Source organism: Sphingobium sp. TomTYG46, assembly GCF_055396345.1.
This window is the reverse complement of record NZ_AP027324.1, coordinates 381,293-397,054: the sequence shown is the minus strand read 5'-3', so window position 1 is coordinate 397,054 and position 15,762 is coordinate 381,293. Positions and strand designations below refer to the sequence as shown.

Sequence of the window (15,762 nt, the reverse complement as noted above, 5' to 3'; positions counted from 1 at the left end):
TGTCAGGCCCGCTTGCGCGTGGTAGCCTTGGTGCTGGCGGTGCGCCGCGCAGCCGGTTTCTTGGCGGGCGTGCTTTTCGTCCCGGGATCGACGGATTTCTTTAGCGCCGCCATCAAATCGATCACATTGCCGCTGCGCTTGACCGGAGCCTCATCCTCATCCTCGATGATGCGGCGCCCCTTGGCCTTCTTCTTCTTTTCGATCAGCCGCTCAAGCGCATCGACATAGCGGTTGTGGAAGCTGTCGGGTTTAAAAGGCGCGGTCTTCTTTTCGATGAGCGCTTCGGCAAGGTCGAGCAGTTCCGGATCGGGCTTCACATCCTCAATTTCGCGGAAGTAGGACTGGGCACGATTGACCTCATCGGCATAGCGAAGAGTCTCCAGCACCATGCCCCGCCCGCAAGGCTTTAGCGAAACGATATATTCCCGGCCGCGCATCGCGAGTTGGCCCAGTCCAACCTTCTTCGCGCGCCGCAATGCCTCGCGCAGGACGATGAAGGCTTCTTCGGCAAGGTCATCCGCAGGCACGACATAATAGGGCCGCTCATAATAGAGGACGTCGATCTCGTCAGCGTCCACAAATTGCGTGAGTTCGAGCGTTTTCTTGCTCTCCAGCTTGACCGCATCAATCTCCTCGGGTTGAAGCAGCACATAGTCCCCCTTGCTGACTTCATAGCCCTTCACGATGTCCTCGGGCTTGACCGGACCAAGGCCGGGGACGGTTTTTTCGTAGCGGACGCGCTTGCCGCTTGGCTCGTGAATCTGATGGAAGGCTATCTGGGCGCCGGACTTCGTCGCCGCATAGATTTCCACGGGAATGGACACTAGGGCCAACCTGATTTGCCCCTGCCAATATGCGCGCGCCGCCATGTCCTGAACCTCCTTGCCGCAAGGAAAATGCGCAGGCGGGCACAAGGGTTCCGGCATGCAGTGGAGCGACTTTCTGTCCCCCCGACACCAGCAAATCTGACGAGGCGCTTCCGAACTACGCCGAAATGGCCTAAGCTGGTTCGATTATCAGCTAGAGGACATGCCGAATGCAATTCCTGCGGACTGCCTTCTGGGTTGTCTTGGCCGTCGCGATTGCCTTGTTCTGCAAGGCGAACAACCGGCCTACCGAAATCAAGATATGGGGCGACATCGTGTGGGAGACGCGTATCTGGTTCCCCATACTCATCGCCTTCCTGGTGGGCGCCGTTCCCTTCTGGATCATGGCCCGCACCACGCGTTGGCGGATGAAGCGGAAACTGGAAAGCACGGAGCGGGCGCTGATAGCGGCAACCGCCACGGCTGCTCCCACCTTACCGCCTGCCAGCATCGCCGACGACCTTTCCATTCCTTCTTCCCTCCCCGCTACAGGAACAGCATGAGCAGCCCCATTTACGTCGCCATTGATACGCCCGACCTCACCAAAGCCCAGGATTTGGCCCGGCGCGTGCGCGGACATGTAGGCGGGTTGAAATTGGGGCTCGAATTCTTTTGCGCACATGGCCATCACGGCGTGCGGGAAATGATGAAATTCGATCTGCCGATCTTCCTTGACCTGAAGCTGCACGATATCCCGAATACGGTCGCAAAGGCCGTCCAGGCGCTCCATGGCCTCGAACCAGCGATCCTCACCGTGCATGCGGCGGGCGGGCGCGCCATGTTGGAGGATGCAAAAGCAGCTGCGGGCGTCAATACAAAGGTCGTCGCGGTAACCGTACTCACCAGCCTGGATAATGGCGACCTTGTGGATATCGGGGTCGGCGGCAAGGCTGAAGATCAGGTGACGCGGCTTGCCGACCTGGCGCGCAGTGCCGGATTGGACGGTATCGTCTGTTCCGGGGAAGAAGTCGCGCTAGCCAAACGTGCCTGGCCGGACGGCTTTTTCGTTGTGCCTGGCGTCCGGCCGCAAGGCGGCGCCCTGGGTGATCAGAAGCGCGCGGTCACACCTCGGGAAGCACTGGATCGGGGCGCATCAATCCTTGTCGTGGGACGACCAATCAGCCTCGCGGAAAACCCCGACATGGCCGCACGCGAAATCGAAGCAACTTTATAGAGGGAAAGACGTGATGGGAGGATCAGCAGAGCCGATCCCCCCGTCCCGTCAGAAGCGCCAACCTACGCTGGCCACGACCTGATGACGATCCGTATCGATGTCGAATTCGCTGCTCGTCGCGCCATTCATGAAGTCGATGTGCGCGCTGTCATATTTTGAGTAGCGATACTCCAGCTTTCCGAACATATTCTGGTTGAAGGCCCGTTCAACGCCGCCACCGATCCTCCAGCCGTCGAGCTTGAAGGAGGTATCGGTTGTTTCGTCGGTGTCGCCTGCAAGCACGTTCAGCTTGGTGTTGGTGTAGCCACCCTTCACATAGACAAGGGTGTTGGGGCTGGCGAGTATGCCAGCACGGGCGCCGACGTACAGGTCACGGCCCTGGCTGACACGGCCGAAACCGAACTGGCTGGTGAAGGGGTTTCTGCTGCTCTTGGCGGTCGAATCCGTGAATTCGCCCTCGACACCTACGACAGCGCTGCCGAGATTGACATCGTAGCCCGCGCCTACGCCATACAGTAGCCCGTCAATCGACTGATCATCTCTGCTATTGTCATTGTCCACGCTGCTGCCCGCGCCGGTATGATCATAGCCCAAAATAGCTTCGACCCTTGGACCTGTGAAAGTGGCGCCGGCATCCTGTGCCAGGGCAGGAGACGCGACGGCCGATCCAGCCAGCAGGGTTGCGACCAATATTTTCCGCATAGGATACTCCATTGTCACTCACCTCCTTGAGGAGGAAGTGGTGGAAGTCCCACGGCAGGCAATGGTTTCATGAACCTGAGATAAACAGCTGAAATTGTGGTATTTCGGCAACGAACAGGAAAGCAGGGAAGGTCAGTAATCTTTGGATATGCGGACGTTTGCGCTTTCCCGACCAAGAGTGGAAATCGACGCCAGCAGAGAAAGCCAACGGGTAACCTGATATTCCATGCGCGTCGCGGAATAGCCTTGGCCATCGGTTATGAGTTCAACATAGGTCTTGCGCGTCAGATATTTTCCGGCCGCAACTGAAGTCCCCTGCCCCTGCGTAGGATCGGCGGCGATAATGCGCAGCCGGTCAAGTCCGGCAGCCTTGCGCACTGCGTTGATCGGATCAAGCCCTCCGCCACCCTGGAGCGATCCGACGGCCGAGGCGAGTTGCAACGCCTCCGGCGCGGAAAGATTGGTTATCGATGTTCCGAACAATATGCGGGAAAGCAGTTCGTCCTGCGGCAGGGCGGGCACGCTGGTGAAGCTGATGTCGGGCCTGAGACCTGTACCACCCACATGGATCATAGCGGTCAGGTCGTTGACGTTGGCTTCCGCATCGATGTCGAGCGTCGGATTCGTTGGCGTGCGGCCATCAAACTGAATCTTACCCTCACGCAGTTCGAAACGGCGCCCGGCGAAGGTGTAACCTCCACGAACGAGCTCTGCCGTGCCGGAGATTGCAGGACTGGTCACGGTGCCGCCGATATCCAGATTGGCGCGCCACTCACTATCAAGGCCCAAACCTGTGACCGTCAGGCGATTACGCGCCCGCGTCTTGATGGCAAGAGCCCACGGCCGATTTGTGCGGGGCCGTTCGACCTCTTCGCCGTTACGATTGATCTCTGTGACGCGAAGCTCCGGAATCTGGGCGATTGCGGCTGCACGGCCCAAGGTGAAACGGCTGCGATTGAGCAGCAGGTCGCCGCCAATGGTTCCGTTGACGCCGTCCGAACGCAAGGTGATGGGGCCAGTGACCGTAGCGGCTATGTCATCGCGGTCCAGCAGCGCGGCATCGTCCGCCTGCAAACGCAAGTCCATGCCGACCCCGGCAATTCCGGCGAAGGTGAAGCTGCCCGTCCCGCTGACCGTTCCGCCATTCTTTGCATTGGCGGTGAAACTCGACATGACCAGTTGCGCGCCTGAAAACCGTCCACGCGCCTTCACATTGTGCAGCCGCATACCGGTCACAGCGCTGTTGATTGATGCCGTGTCAGTCGCGAGCGCGCCGGAAATCACGGGATTGCCAAGCGTACCGCGCGCGTCGGCGGAGACACTCACGGGGCCGGAGATGTCGATTATCTCCACCCCGGTCAGGCGCCAGAGCGTATCCGCAGTCCCCCGGAATCGCAGCTGACCGAATAGAGACGCCCGGTTCAGCCGGTCGATCAGGTTCCCCTGCGTGCCAAGCGGCGTCAGCAAGACCTGCGCCCGTCCAATCGTCTGGCCATCGGCGGCGAATAGCATGCGCGCCGCAAGCCGGTCATTGGTCAGAACTGCGTTCACCCCGGCATCGACGGGCCGGGAACTGAGCGACAATCCAGAACGCGACAGGCCGCGCACGCGTAGTTCCGCCTTCCCGGTGGGCATGCCGCCCCGGCTATGCACATAGCTGAGCGATCCTGTGGCGGTGCCGCCCAGGCCCAGATTATCATAAGCAATATCCAGCAGGGAAAGCGGCAGCTTCTGCACACGACCTTCGATGCGCGTCGTCAGACCGCTTAGCTCTCCACCCAATTCTAGGGAGCCGCCGGCATAGCTGATGGTCGCCGGGGACAGTCGCCAACCGTCAGCACTGCGGGCCAAAAGCGCAGGCCGCGTCAGTCGGATCGCTCGCTTGTCCACCATACCTCGCGCTGCGATGCGGATGCGGTCGGGTTCGACCTGCGCTTCACCTTGCAAGTCAAAAAGACGGCCGCGCTGGCCCGAAAGGCTGGCCTTCACCGTTCCACGCCCGCCGGTCAGATCGGCATTGGCCGCCAGTCTGCCGATCAGGATGCCACCTACCCGCAAGCCTCTGGCCTGCGCCACGGCATTGATCGACGTCCCGGTGGGATCGAGCAGAACCGTCGCATCCAGCTTGCCGCGACGTACCGCGATTGCCGTAGGTCCATCGAAGCTGGCGTCCGTAGCGTCGAGCTTCAGGACCAGTTGCTGAATGTCATTTATGGGGACAAAGGCGATGCTTCCATTGACGGGGCCAGCGACATTCAGCTGCCCTTCAAGGCCGCCCGTCACAGGACGCAGATCACCGCTGGCGGTTATTCCCGACACGGCGAGCTTCGCCACCCTCCCAACCGCCTGAGCGCCGCGCGGCAACAGAATTTGGCCCTCGCCATTGAAGGTGCCCAGCGTCGATCCACCTAGAGCTGTGAATTGATACCCGGCGTCGTCCGGGACCAGATGCACGCGCATGTCGGCGACGCCCAATGCATCAAGGGGCCGGTGAAGCAGCAGGTCAATCGTCGGCTGCTCAATCCTGCCGTCAAGCGTGAGGCGCAAAGCTCCATATCGCTTGTGCGTGCCGCTGCCTTCAAAATGGAAGCTCCGATCGGGCCGCCGATACCCATCAGCCGAAAGGCTGAGCAACGGCGCTTCCAGACGCAGCCCCGTGAACATCAGGCGTTTGTCGGCGCCAAGGGAAAGATTGCTCTTCACCACCGGGAGGCCACCGCCCAGGCCCCGCAGGAAACTATTGTCCAACCGGCGCATGCGCGCCATTGCCGTACCGCTGAGGCTGAACGCGCCGCTTTTTCCGGGCACTGCCCGCAGCTTGGACGTGAGATCCACGATACCGAGACCACGAATGGCAAGGCCGCGTATCTGTCCATCCAGACCGAAATCATAACGACCCGTCCTGAGGTCGGCGAGCATGACCAGCTTGCCGCTCAGCTTGTCCGACCGGATCGGCATGGGATTGGTAAGGAGCTGCTGCCCCTTGATCTGCAACACGCCATCCAGCACGAAATTGCGGATGATGCCCTCGACAAGGTCGCCCTGCCCATCCAGCCGCCGCGCACGCAGATGCAGGGGGATCAGCAACGGCCCATTGCCGACCTTGCGTCCTTTACCCTCTGCGCGCACATCGCTGATCACCGTACGGTCGAACGCAAGCTGTCTGGCTCTCAGCAAATATTCGTAGCCAACGCTGGAGAAGGCACCATCCAGCCGCACCCGCGCGGTGACGTCGCGGCCCCGCATGGACTTGAGCAAGGCTTGGGGCCGCGCAAGCTTCACATCGATCAGCATATTATCAAATGCGGAGTTACGCAGATCGAGGGCACCATCAGCACTCAGCGCGATCGCTTCCGATCGCAGGGACAGTTTGCCGTCCAGCACACGATCCTTCAGCTCCCCGTGCGCCTCCAGCGAAAGGCGCGGCGAAGCTAGACGCTGTACCAGCCCTTTTCCTGCTATGGCCGATGCTTCGACCGATCCAGTCGCGGAATAGATGCCACTGCGGGCTGCAAGCACCATGTCGACCGCAGGATCACTGTCCAGCGTACCCGCCAGCCTGCCATCCCAGCGTGTCCAGCTGCCCTCCCCCCGAATCCGCAGGTTGCCGTCCTGCCGCAACCCGGCCATGGTCGCCAGGACGCCGCCAGCGGGCGCATTGACGGTTACGTCCAGGTCGAACCGATCATCATCCGGGCGACTGTCGAGCGCGAGGTTGATCGCATCCTCCTGCCCCAGAACCCGCGCGGAAAGGTCGATGACCGCTCTTCGGTCACGTATGTCGGCGTCACCGGAAATCGTCGCCTGCTGCACGCGCCCGCTGATATTTTCGGCTATGATCAGTCGGCCTACCGAAAACTGCATCAACCGGATGTCAAAGCCGGGAAGGATCGGCCCCTTCTGCTTGCCGGGGTTAAGGCGTGGCAGCTTGTGCAGCGTCGCCACGGGAATGTTCAGCCGGTCAATGTCGAGACGGTTTGAAAGCCAGGCCAGCGGCCACCAATCCAGTTCTATGCGCGGAGCCGTTAGAAAGGCGCCCTTGGGATCAGACAGCGTCACGCCATGAAGGACGGCGCGGCGGTAAATGCTGCCTTCGATCCGGTCGACATGGATACGCAAGCCGGACGGCGGACTGATCTTTTCAACACGCGCAACCAGGAAGCGGTGCCCGGCAGAAGTGTCGAGCCACACCAGCGCCGTCGCCGCTGCGACCAGAAGAAGGGCAAGCATGCCAACTATCCACCGCTGCCATCGCCCATCCCAGGCCCGATGACGCCGCTGCGGCCGCTGTACCTCATCCTGGGCCATCAGAAGGCCTGCCCGAGAGAGACATATACGGCCACCCGCGGATCACCCTTCTGCGGGTTCAATGGCGTGCCGACGTCGATCCGGATCGGGCCGAAGCTGCTATAGTAGCGCAGCCCCATGCCCGCGCCGATGCGCATGTCTTTAAAACGTGGCAGGAAGCTGGTGGAGATATTGCCTGCATCCACAAATGGCACGATGCCGAAATTCCCGAAACGAACGCGGGTTTCCAGTGAAAATTCAGCAAGGCTCTTGCCGCCGATCGGATCATTGTTCGCGTCGCGCGGGCCAATATCCTGATAGCCATAGCCCCTGACCGAAGCACCGCCACCGGCATAGAAGCGCCGCGACGGCGCGATCTGATCAACCGTGGACCCCAGGATCGTACCGAAGCGGGCGCGCGCCGCCAGCACGATCCGTTCATTCACAGGCTGGTAAACGCTACCGTCCAGCTGGACGCGGGAATAGCCGAAGGTCCCGTTCTGGAAGGACAATTCGGGACTGAACCGGCCGCCTAGCCGAAAGCCCCGGCTGGGGTTCAAAAGATCGTCGCTGCCATCATAAGTGAGGCTAAGCGGAACCGCGCCAATCAGGAAGGTTCGCCTGTTGCCGCCGCTGAAAGCATCCTTTTCATCCGAAGCGATCAGTTCCGCCCCAACGCGCCAGACCCATTTTTTCTGAAACAATATGTTGGTCTGCCGCTCCAGCGCCCCCGAAAGGGTGATCGTGCGGGCGTCATAGGCATCCCGCTTGATATTGCTGATCGACACCAATCCCGTCAGCACATGATCACGCTCCCGGAAATTGTTGCGCCGGTAGGTGAAGGACGCGGTCTGTTCCTGCGTCCCAAGCACCCCGCGCAATGTGACAGCGCCTTCTGGCGGAAACAGGTTGCGGTGCTGCCAGCTTACGGCGGCGCGATAACCTTCGCCGGTGCCATAGCCCAGCTCGCCCGCAATGGTCCGCAGTGGCGCGGGCCGGACATCGACCGCCAGATCGACATGCTTCCCGTCACCGGCGTCTTTGGGCGTCAGCGTGACCGACGATACCAGACCGGTAGCAACGATCGCGCTTCGCAGATCCTCGACGTCCGACGCCTTGTAAGGATCGTCACGCTCGAAGCGGGCGATGCTCTCCACATGGCGCGCGTTGAACAGCTTATTGTCCTTAAGGATGACCGATCCAAAGGTTCGGTAGGCACCCGGGGTCACGATGATATCCAGATCGCCCTTGCGTTCTTCATGGTCGATCCGCACCTCCGGCTCGCCAACCCGTGCGAAGGGGAAGCCATTTTCGCTCATGGCGAGCGAAAGAGAAGCCTGCCCCGCCAGAATCGCGTCGGCATCAATGGGATCGCCCGCATGGAGAGGGAAAGCTTCACGCAGCCTCGTCTGCTGTTCGCCCGCTTCGGCCAAGCCCTGGAGATCGACCGAGGAAAGCAGATAACGCGTCCCCGGCACTATATCGAACCGCACGGCCAGCCTGCCTTCCTTCTCCGGCGAAACGGAAATGGCGCTACGAACGCGGGCCGCATAATAGCCCTTCGCGCGCAATAGCCGGTCGAGCAGTTCGCTATCTTCCTTGATCCGTCGGTTTATCTGCGCGAGATTTGCGGGCTTCCCTTCCCCCTCCCGCAACACGGACAATTGTTTGAAGCGGGTGTCGAACTGCGTGTCCGCTATCCCGTCCAAACCATTGAGCTGAACGGAATAGCGCTTTTCCTCACCCGAATCCGCGAAGGCCGCGGCTTCATCAGGCAAATCGACATCGAAATCCTGAAGCGCGGGGCTTGTGGCATCATCAGCAAGGTCGGGGGTATCCGCCGGATCGGGAGGCAGTGACGCAACCGCGTCGGGTTGCCCCAGGTCAGGCCATGCCACGCCCAGGTCAGGCATGGGGTCCAGGGGAAGATCCTGGTCAACCGCATCCGCAGGCGGTGCCACGATTTGCGCATGCACGGCGGGAGCCGCCAAAAGCAGAGGCAGGATCAAAAGCCGGGAGGCTTGCGACATGGCTGATACGCGGCGAAAAGTCCGCAAGCCCGTGTTCATATCAACGGTCTAGCCCATTTGGGAAAGGAAGCGCCAGCCCGTACGATGATCCTCCGCAGGAAGAAGCGACGAAACGCCTTTCACAAGCCGACCTCAGAAGGCGGTGTTCAGGCGATCCATCAAGGCGCGAGCGGGGCTGTTGTCCACACGGCCATGCGGACGAGCCATATGGTCCATCCTGTCTTGCAGGCGCGCGACGCGCCCGTACAGTTCCTGACTGGCCTCGATCAAGGCGCGGGCCGCGAAGGGGAAGGCTGCCGCAATATCCGGGTCGGTTTCCGTAGCGCGGCCCAGCCGGTATTTCTCGTCCATCAGGTCGGCATCTGATAACTCGCCCCGCTGCCACGCCCGCTGGCTCAATAGCCAGGCGATGATGTGCATGAGCCGGGTCGTCACCTTGAGGGATTCGCAGGCGAACGAGACGCGGCGGAGGGGATCTTCGATCTCAGCTTCCGTCATATCACGGCGGTCGAAATAGGCGCGCGCCTCATCGGCCATAACCATGGCTTCAAGATAGAGGCCATCGACAAGACGCCGATGCAAGCCACGGTCCAGAGTGACGGCAGGAGACATAGGCCGAATCACTGACATAAAAGCGGCTGCTTGTCAGTCCCGATGCAGGCATCTGGGGGCAGATTGTATCATTCAGGGCCGTTGTTAACCAACAATCGCACGCAGGGGCCGTCAGGCGATGATGTCGGGCACCAGCGCATCCTCCAAAAGCGCGATCTCGTCGCGGAGTCGGAGCTTGCGTTTCTTGAGGCGGGCGATCTGCATTTGGTCGCGCCCTCCCGCGTCCACGAGCGCCTCGATGGCGCCATCAAGATCGCGATGTTCGACTCGCAGCAGTTCCAGCCGTCGCATGATGTCTTCCCGGCTCACCCACTACCCACTTTCTCGGCCATGTTGCGGACAGCCTCCTGATAACCCCCCGGACACTATCGGACCATCGCAAATTTGCACGCGCCCCATCGCAAAGCACCGATTCCGGAAAGACAGGCGGGGCAAATCATGATCTACTCGTTCGTCCATCACCCTCATCAGGAGAATGTCATGGAAAACAGCCACATTTCAGCTCTTTCAGCCAAGCATGCCGGGCTTGATGCACGGATTAAGGCAGAGACGAGTCGGCCTATGCCCGACGCGATCCTGGTTGCCTCGCTCAAGAAGCAGAAGTTGCGGGTGAAAGAGGAAATGTCACGAAATTGATCCGGCATTGAGATTGAGGGCATGGGGCCGCGGTGAAACGCGGCTCCGCCCTTACTTTCCGGACAATCGGGATTGACGCGGCGCTGGGAGGCGGCGCGTTTTTTCGTGAAGGAAATGGCGAGAAGAACGCGTTTTGGTCAGCGGCCTATCTGGTGGAGGCGCAGATAGGAGGGCGCGCGGTGGGTGGTGCCGGAGGCTATGGGTTTGCGGGCGAGCCCAGGGTCGATCTCATGATCGAATGCAATACCGATCTTGCCATCCTTGGCCCAGACGACACGGCCGCTGACCCGCCCGACTCCGCGCAGTTCGAGCAGGATGTCGGCACCCGAAGGCACCGGCCGTTCGCAGTCGGCCATGAGGCCCGTCGCCGACAGGTTGCGCACGCGGGCGCGACCGAGCGGCGTGCCTTCGTTCGTTGTCAGATTGGTAAGCAGGAACAGGCTGTCCCGCGGGCCTGACCGAGCAGGTCCCCGTTCCGCCATTTCCTGATCGCTATCCATGCCCAATCCCTTGCAATGACCCGTTTATTTGGGGACACATTGCCAGCGACCGGTGGATAAAGCGTTAATCGTCGCGCGATACCTTTTCCTGCCGCTCATGACGCTCCTGCGCCTCGACAGTCATGGTCGCGATCGGACGGGCTTCGAGGCGGCCGAGCGAAATGGGTTCGCCGGTCACTTCGCAATAGCCATATTCACCCTCATCGATGCGGCGGAGCGCGGCGTCGATCTTGGAGATGAGCTTTCGCTGGCGATCGCGGGTGCGCAGTTCGATCGACCAGTCCGTCTCGCTCGACGCGCGGTCGTTGAGATCGGGTTCGCGCAAGGGTTCATTTTGCAGCACGGCCAGCGTGCCTTCCGCCTCAGCCAGAATCTGCTTTTTCCAGTCCCAGAGCCGCTGGCGGAAATATTCGAGCTGGAGGGGATTCATGAACTCTTCGTCGGGCGAAGGACGATAGTCGGGGGGAAGTGTAACAGCCGATTTCGGCGGATTATGGCCGTCTTTATCGGAATTCAGGACCGATGCCATCTGGCTCTCCGACTCGAGGGCTCCGGTTCAAAAGGGCCGGTAGCCCGTGACTTATGATTGACGGCGCCTAATAACGAGCGGCGCGGGGCGACACAAGCGCGCATTCAAGAGAGCGAGCCGGGCGGCGACAATTTGCTACGGCTGGCAGCGCCACGTCCCGACGATTTGCGCGCGCGATCGAAGGCATCGACCACAAAGAATAACTCAAGCCCCGCCGTTAACTCCCTTTGTATCAAAACGAGACGTTAACCATAAAGATTGGCGCTGTTCTATATCCGTCACCAACTTATAGCCTATATTCAAGGTTAATGGCGTTGAAGTTTAGCGGTTATCTTGTCTTGTTACAGGGCAGGAAACAGCTTCCGGGTCTCAGAAGGCAACTGACGCGGCCAGAAGCTTGAAGACGAACAAGAGTGGATAGCTATGTCGGTACGGATGGCACTGGCCAAATTATGCGCCTGCACATGCGGTGGCGCGATCATCGGCGGGGGTGCCGTCCATGTCGCCGAGAGCGCCCGGCCGGCAGGGGTCCACAGCAACAAGAGCGTGAAGGCCGCGCCCAAGCGCTATGCCGTGCGGACGGTGAAGCGCAAGGTCGTGAGGACCATCTCCTGCGCGCCGCAGACCGTGTCGGTGACGACGCATGCGGCGCCCATCCCCCTGCCCGCGCCGGTGGCTGCTGCTGAAATGCCGATCATGTCGGGCGGTGGCGGCGTTCCTGTGGTGATGGCGGGCGGCGGCGGCTTTGGCGGCGGTGGGTTCATCGGCGGCTTCTTCGGCGGTAGCGGCGGTGGCAGCAGCGGCGGATCGGTCGTCATCTCATCGACCAGCAGCTCAACCGGGGGCATCAGCAGCTCGACCAGCTCCACGACGGGCGGCGTTTCGACTTCGACCGGAGGGGTATCGACCTCCACGGGTGGCGTGTCCACGTCGAGCGGGAATGTCTCGACATCCAGCGGCAACGTGTCGACTTCGAGCGGGAATGTATCGACGTCGAGCGGCAACGTGACGAGCAGCTCGTCATCGTCAACGTCCAGCTCAACCTCCTCTTCCACATCGTCAAGCACGTCCTCGTCCAGTTCGACGTCATCGAGCACATCCTCGTCCACGTCGTCCAGCAGCTCGGGCGGTTCCAGCAGCAGCAGCGGCGGCCATGATGTGCCCGCGCCGCCGATGGTCCTGCTGTTCGGTGCGGGAGCGGTGGCGCTGATGGCGCGGCGGCGCTTTGCGGAGCGCAAGGCCAAGGCGGCTTGAAGGCTTTAGGGCTGGGATTTGGCCCGGCCTGAATGATGGCGCATCAGGTGGCCCGACAGACCAACGGGCCGATGCAGCCTTTCACGTGGGGGCGTGAGAAGGGGCGGCTCGTGGGGGGAGCCGCCCCTTTTTTTGCGTCGATCGCGTCAGGCCTGAGCGATGATCTTCTCGATCTCCGGCACGGGATGGTTGGCGAGATCCTTGGCGATTTCGCCGACCAGGCGGCTTTGCACTTCCTTGTGATAATGTTTGCGCATCTCTCCCAAGGCGGCGGGAGGCGCAACGACGATCAGCTTTTCAAAGTCGTTGGCGAGCGCGCGCCGCCTAAGCAGGTCGGCTGCCTCAGCGGCGAAGCGCGCTTCTTCCTGTTCATGGTAATCGGTGTTGCCCATGGTGGCTTGCGCGCCCATCATGTACGGCGCGCGGCCCGACAAATCGGTGGATTGGTCCCGATCGGCGGGATTTTCCTGGAGCTTCACCGTCTCCGCTTCCAGATTGGGCGCCATGCGATCGCCCTTGTTTCGGAAGAATAGCATCTTGCGACCGTCGGCAACCAGCACCATCGCATCATGATCGATCCACATTCCCGGCTCCTTTCCTGATGGCTTGCAATCCCTAACGGACAGGGGCGCACAGGGTTGCGCGGCTGGTCGCGGAACGGCATAGGGCGGACCCATGCATGATATCCGTTTTATCCGCGAAAATCCCGCAGCTTTCGACGCTGGCCTTGCCCGCAGGGGCCTTGCGCCCTCGAGCGCGGACATATTGACGCTCGACGAGCGAAGCCGGGCGATCAAGACGGAGTTGCAGCAGGGTCAGGCCCGCCGCAATGAAGCGAGCAAGGCGATCGGCGCGGCCATGGCGGCCAAGGACATGGAAAAGGCCGAGGCGCTGAAGGCGGAAGTCGCGGCGCTCAAGGAAAGCATGCCCGCGCGGGAGGAAGAAGACCGGGAGGTAAGCGAGAAGCTGCACGCCCTGCTGGCGGCCATTCCCAACCTGCCCGCCGCCGATGTGCCCGAAGGCGCGGACGAGATGGACAATGTCGAGGTGAACCGTTGGGGCGAACCGCGCGCGTTTGATTTCACGCCGCAGGATCATGCCGATTTCGGCCCGGCGCTGGGGCTGGATTTCGAGGGCGGAGCGGCGCTGTCCGGCGCGCGTTTCACGGCGTTGCGTGGCCAGATGGCGCGGCTGCACCGGGCGCTGGCGCAGTTCATGCTGGATCGCCAGTCGGGCGAGAATGGCTATGAGGAAGTGAACCCGCCGCTGCTGGTGCGGGACGAGGCGCTGTTCGGCACGGGGCAGCTGCCGAAATTCGCCGAGGATTTGTTCCGGACAACCGATGGCCGCTGGCTGATCCCCACCGCCGAAGTCTCCCTCACCAACCTAGTGCGCGAGCAGATTGTCGACGTGGCGAGCCTGCCAATGCGGTTGACGGCGCTGACCCCCTGCTTCCGGTCGGAAGCCGGATCGGCGGGGCGCGACACGCGCGGTTTCATCCGCCAGCATCAGTTCGAGAAGGTGGAACTGGTCGCGATCTGCAAGCCCGAAGAGTCCGAGGCCGAGCATGAGCGCATGTGCGCGGCGGCCGAAGGCGTGTTGCAGGCGCTTGGTCTGCCCTATCGCAAGGTGCTGCTGTGCACCGGCGACATGGGTTTTGCGGCGGCGAAAACCTATGACCTGGAAGTCTGGCTGCCGAGCCAGCAGACCTATCGCGAGATCAGTTCGATTTCCAACTGCGGCGATTTCCAGGCGCGGCGGATGAATGCTCGGTTCAAGCCCGAAGGGGAGAAGCAGACGCGCTTCCTGCATACGTTGAACGGGTCGGGGCTGGCCGTGGGACGGACGCTGGTCGCGGTGCTGGAAAATTACCAGCAGGAAGATGGCAGCGTGATCGTGCCTGAGGTGTTGGCGCCTTATATGGGTGGGGTGACGCGGTTGGAGCCAAGGTGATACCAAAGGCCCTCCCGCATTTCGTCACCCCAGCGGACGCTGGGGTCTCGGGCGGGTGTGGCGTGATCTCTCCTGAGATGCCAGCTTCCGCTGGGATGACGGTGATGGGTTAGAATTTGGAGGGCGAAACGCGCACCCCATGAGGATCAATCCTGCCCGTCCTCCCTTGGCGCAAACCGGATTTTTGCGGCGGCGATCGTCCATGCCCATTTGGGCCGATCTGGTCTGGCGGGTGGGGCTGGTTTTCGGGCTGATCGCGCTGGTGCTGCTGATCCACTGGGTCGGGCGCGATGGGTTGAAGGACAATCTGGACGACCAGATCAGCTTCGTCGATGTGCTGTATTTCACGACCGTCACGGTAACGACGGTGGGCTATGGCGACATCGTGCCGGTCAGCCCGGAAGCGCGGCTGTTCGAGGCGCTGCTGGTGACGCCGATCCGGCTGTTCGTATGGCTGATCTTTCTGGGGACGGCCTATAATCTGTTTTTCCGCAACATCTTCTACAGGTGGCGCATGGCACGCATTCAGGCCGATCTGCACAATCATATCATCGTGACCGGATTTGGCACCAGCGGCGGCGAAGCGGTGCGGGAACTGCTGGCGCGGGGCGTCGATCCGCGTGAGATCGTGGTGGTCGATCCGCAGGAAAAGCCGCTGGTGGAGGCGGAGGATCTGGGCTGCAACGTGATGTGCGGCGATTCGACGCGGGACAAGACGCTGAACGATGTGGCGATCGCCCGCGCGCGGGCGATGATCGTGTCGGCTGGCCGGGACGATACGTCGATTTTGATAACACTGACGGCGCGGCATCTGGCCCCTCGCCTGCCGATCAGCATCGTCGTGCGGAACGAGGATAATGAGCTGCCCGCGCGGCAGGCTGGGGCGACGACGGTGATCAATCCGGTGAGCTTTGCCGGGCTGCTGCTGGCGGGGAGCACCAGCGGGCGGCATATCGCGGATTATATGGCGGACTTGGCCGCGTCGGGTGGCGCGGTGAAGCTGCATGAGCGGGCGGTGCTCGCAGAGGAAATCGGCGGGCCGTTGTCGGCGATCGGGACCGGGCTTGGCGTGCGAATCTATCGGGGTGAGCGGGTCATCGGCTTCTGGAAGGAAGGGGCGCGGAGACTCGAGCCGGGCGACCTTATCATCGAGATTGTTCAGGGGGATGGCGCGGGCGAGACGCGCTAATCCGGCTGATCTTTCGGGCGGGCGTGACAT

Annotated in this window: 15 protein-coding genes; 5 read left to right on the top strand and 10 right to left on the bottom strand. The window is 61.7% G+C overall.

Annotated features, from left to right (window positions below; translation table 11 throughout):
• Positions 1–2: 2 nt before the first annotated feature.
• Entirely contained in the window at positions 3–869 is an 867-nt protein-coding gene (gene ku, locus ACZ5YV_RS02140; protein ID WP_464788373.1) for a non-homologous end joining protein Ku, read from the bottom strand.
• A gap of 167 nt (positions 870–1,036) precedes the next feature.
• On the opposite strand from ku, the gene ACZ5YV_RS02135 reads away from it, so the two are divergent.
• Entirely contained in the window at positions 1,037–1,369 is a 333-nt protein-coding gene (locus ACZ5YV_RS02135) for a hypothetical protein (protein ID WP_464788372.1), read from the top strand.
• Positions 1,366–2,040 (top strand): orotidine-5'-phosphate decarboxylase, encoded by a 675-nt coding sequence (gene pyrF, locus ACZ5YV_RS02130; RefSeq protein WP_464788371.1) that lies wholly within the window; start codon positions 1,366–1,368, stop codon positions 2,038–2,040. Before ACZ5YV_RS02135 ends, pyrF begins: the two co-directional genes overlap by 4 nt.
• A 48-nt stretch (positions 2,041–2,088) precedes the next feature.
• On the opposite strand, the gene ACZ5YV_RS02125 is transcribed toward pyrF, so the two are convergent.
• From ACZ5YV_RS02125 to ACZ5YV_RS02105, 5 genes are all read right to left on the bottom strand, one after another.
• On the bottom strand, positions 2,089–2,742 hold the full coding sequence (locus ACZ5YV_RS02125) for an outer membrane protein (protein WP_464788370.1): 654 nt from the start codon (positions 2,740–2,742) through the stop codon (positions 2,089–2,091).
• 132 nt (positions 2,743–2,874) lie between these two features.
• Positions 2,875–7,050 (bottom strand): translocation/assembly module TamB domain-containing protein, encoded by a 4,176-nt coding sequence (locus ACZ5YV_RS02120; protein ID WP_464788369.1) that lies wholly within the window; start codon positions 7,048–7,050, stop codon positions 2,875–2,877.
• The gene (locus ACZ5YV_RS02115) at positions 7,050–9,098 is read right to left on the bottom strand and encodes an autotransporter assembly complex protein TamA (protein ID WP_464788368.1); all 2,049 of its coding nucleotides are present in this window, start codon (positions 9,096–9,098) and stop codon (positions 7,050–7,052) included. The genes ACZ5YV_RS02120 and ACZ5YV_RS02115 overlap by 1 nt, the downstream gene beginning before the upstream one ends.
• Before the next feature lie 93 nt (positions 9,099–9,191).
• On the bottom strand, positions 9,192–9,671 hold the full coding sequence (locus ACZ5YV_RS02110; protein WP_196225703.1) for a DUF1465 family protein: 480 nt from the start codon (positions 9,669–9,671) through the stop codon (positions 9,192–9,194).
• A 111-nt stretch (positions 9,672–9,782) separates the two neighbouring features.
• The gene (locus tag ACZ5YV_RS02105) at positions 9,783–9,962 is read right to left on the bottom strand and encodes a YdcH family protein (RefSeq protein WP_464779165.1); all 180 of its coding nucleotides are present in this window, start codon (positions 9,960–9,962) and stop codon (positions 9,783–9,785) included.
• Between the two features lie 189 nt (positions 9,963–10,151).
• Between ACZ5YV_RS02105 and ACZ5YV_RS02100 the strand changes: the two genes are divergently transcribed.
• Positions 10,152–10,307, top strand: coding sequence for a YdcH family protein (locus ACZ5YV_RS02100; protein WP_464789128.1), 156 nt, complete (start codon positions 10,152–10,154; stop codon positions 10,305–10,307).
• Between the two features lie 137 nt (positions 10,308–10,444).
• Here ACZ5YV_RS02100 and ACZ5YV_RS02095 read toward each other — a convergent pair whose 3' ends face one another.
• From ACZ5YV_RS02095 to ACZ5YV_RS02080, 4 genes are all read right to left on the bottom strand, one after another.
• Positions 10,445–10,807 (bottom strand): PilZ domain-containing protein, encoded by a 363-nt coding sequence (locus ACZ5YV_RS02095; protein ID WP_464788367.1) that lies wholly within the window; start codon positions 10,805–10,807, stop codon positions 10,445–10,447.
• A gap of 64 nt (positions 10,808–10,871) precedes the next feature.
• Positions 10,872–11,336, bottom strand: coding sequence for an RNA polymerase-binding protein DksA (dksA, locus tag ACZ5YV_RS02090; protein WP_464779163.1), 465 nt, complete (start codon positions 11,334–11,336; stop codon positions 10,872–10,874).
• A gap of 566 nt (positions 11,337–11,902) precedes the next feature.
• The gene (locus ACZ5YV_RS02085) at positions 11,903–12,580 is read right to left on the bottom strand and encodes a hypothetical protein (protein WP_464788366.1); all 678 of its coding nucleotides are present in this window, start codon (positions 12,578–12,580) and stop codon (positions 11,903–11,905) included.
• A 156-nt stretch (positions 12,581–12,736) separates the two neighbouring features.
• Entirely contained in the window at positions 12,737–13,174 is a 438-nt protein-coding gene (locus tag ACZ5YV_RS02080) for a host attachment family protein (RefSeq protein WP_464788365.1), read from the bottom strand.
• 91 nt (positions 13,175–13,265) lie between these two features.
• Between ACZ5YV_RS02080 and serS the strand changes: the two genes are divergently transcribed.
• The gene (serS, locus tag ACZ5YV_RS02075) at positions 13,266–14,543 is read left to right on the top strand and encodes a serine--tRNA ligase (RefSeq protein ID WP_464788364.1); all 1,278 of its coding nucleotides are present in this window, start codon (positions 13,266–13,268) and stop codon (positions 14,541–14,543) included.
• A 139-nt stretch (positions 14,544–14,682) separates the two neighbouring features.
• On the top strand, positions 14,683–15,732 hold the full coding sequence (locus tag ACZ5YV_RS02070) for a potassium channel family protein (protein ID WP_464788363.1): 1,050 nt from the start codon (positions 14,683–14,685) through the stop codon (positions 15,730–15,732).
• The last annotated feature ends 30 nt before the right edge of the window (positions 15,733–15,762 follow it).

Coding starts and splice junctions, on each gene's coding strand:
- ku (WP_464788373.1), bottom strand. CDS start 869: ATGGCGGCGCGCGCATATTGGCAGGGGCAAATCAGGTTGGCCCTAGTG.
- ACZ5YV_RS02135 (WP_464788372.1), top strand. CDS start 1,037: ATGCAATTCCTGCGGACTGCCTTCTGGGTTGTCTTGGCCGTCGCGATT.
- pyrF (WP_464788371.1), top strand. CDS start 1,366: ATGAGCAGCCCCATTTACGTCGCCATTGATACGCCCGACCTCACCAAA.
- ACZ5YV_RS02125 (WP_464788370.1), bottom strand. CDS start 2,742: ATGCGGAAAATATTGGTCGCAACCCTGCTGGCTGGATCGGCCGTCGCG.
- ACZ5YV_RS02120 (WP_464788369.1), bottom strand. CDS start 7,050: ATGGCCCAGGATGAGGTACAGCGGCCGCAGCGGCGTCATCGGGCCTGG.
- ACZ5YV_RS02115 (WP_464788368.1), bottom strand. CDS start 9,098: ATGAACACGGGCTTGCGGACTTTTCGCCGCGTATCAGCCATGTCGCAA.
- ACZ5YV_RS02110 (WP_196225703.1), bottom strand. CDS start 9,671: ATGTCTCCTGCCGTCACTCTGGACCGTGGCTTGCATCGGCGTCTTGTC.
- ACZ5YV_RS02105 (WP_464779165.1), bottom strand. CDS start 9,962: ATGCGACGGCTGGAACTGCTGCGAGTCGAACATCGCGATCTTGATGGC.
- ACZ5YV_RS02100 (WP_464789128.1), top strand. CDS start 10,152: ATGGAAAACAGCCACATTTCAGCTCTTTCAGCCAAGCATGCCGGGCTT.
- ACZ5YV_RS02095 (WP_464788367.1), bottom strand. CDS start 10,807: ATGGATAGCGATCAGGAAATGGCGGAACGGGGACCTGCTCGGTCAGGC.
- dksA (WP_464779163.1), bottom strand. CDS start 11,336: ATGGCATCGGTCCTGAATTCCGATAAAGACGGCCATAATCCGCCGAAA.
- ACZ5YV_RS02080 (WP_464788365.1), bottom strand. CDS start 13,174: ATGTGGATCGATCATGATGCGATGGTGCTGGTTGCCGACGGTCGCAAG.
- serS (WP_464788364.1), top strand. CDS start 13,266: ATGCATGATATCCGTTTTATCCGCGAAAATCCCGCAGCTTTCGACGCT.
- ACZ5YV_RS02070 (WP_464788363.1), top strand. CDS start 14,683: ATGAGGATCAATCCTGCCCGTCCTCCCTTGGCGCAAACCGGATTTTTG.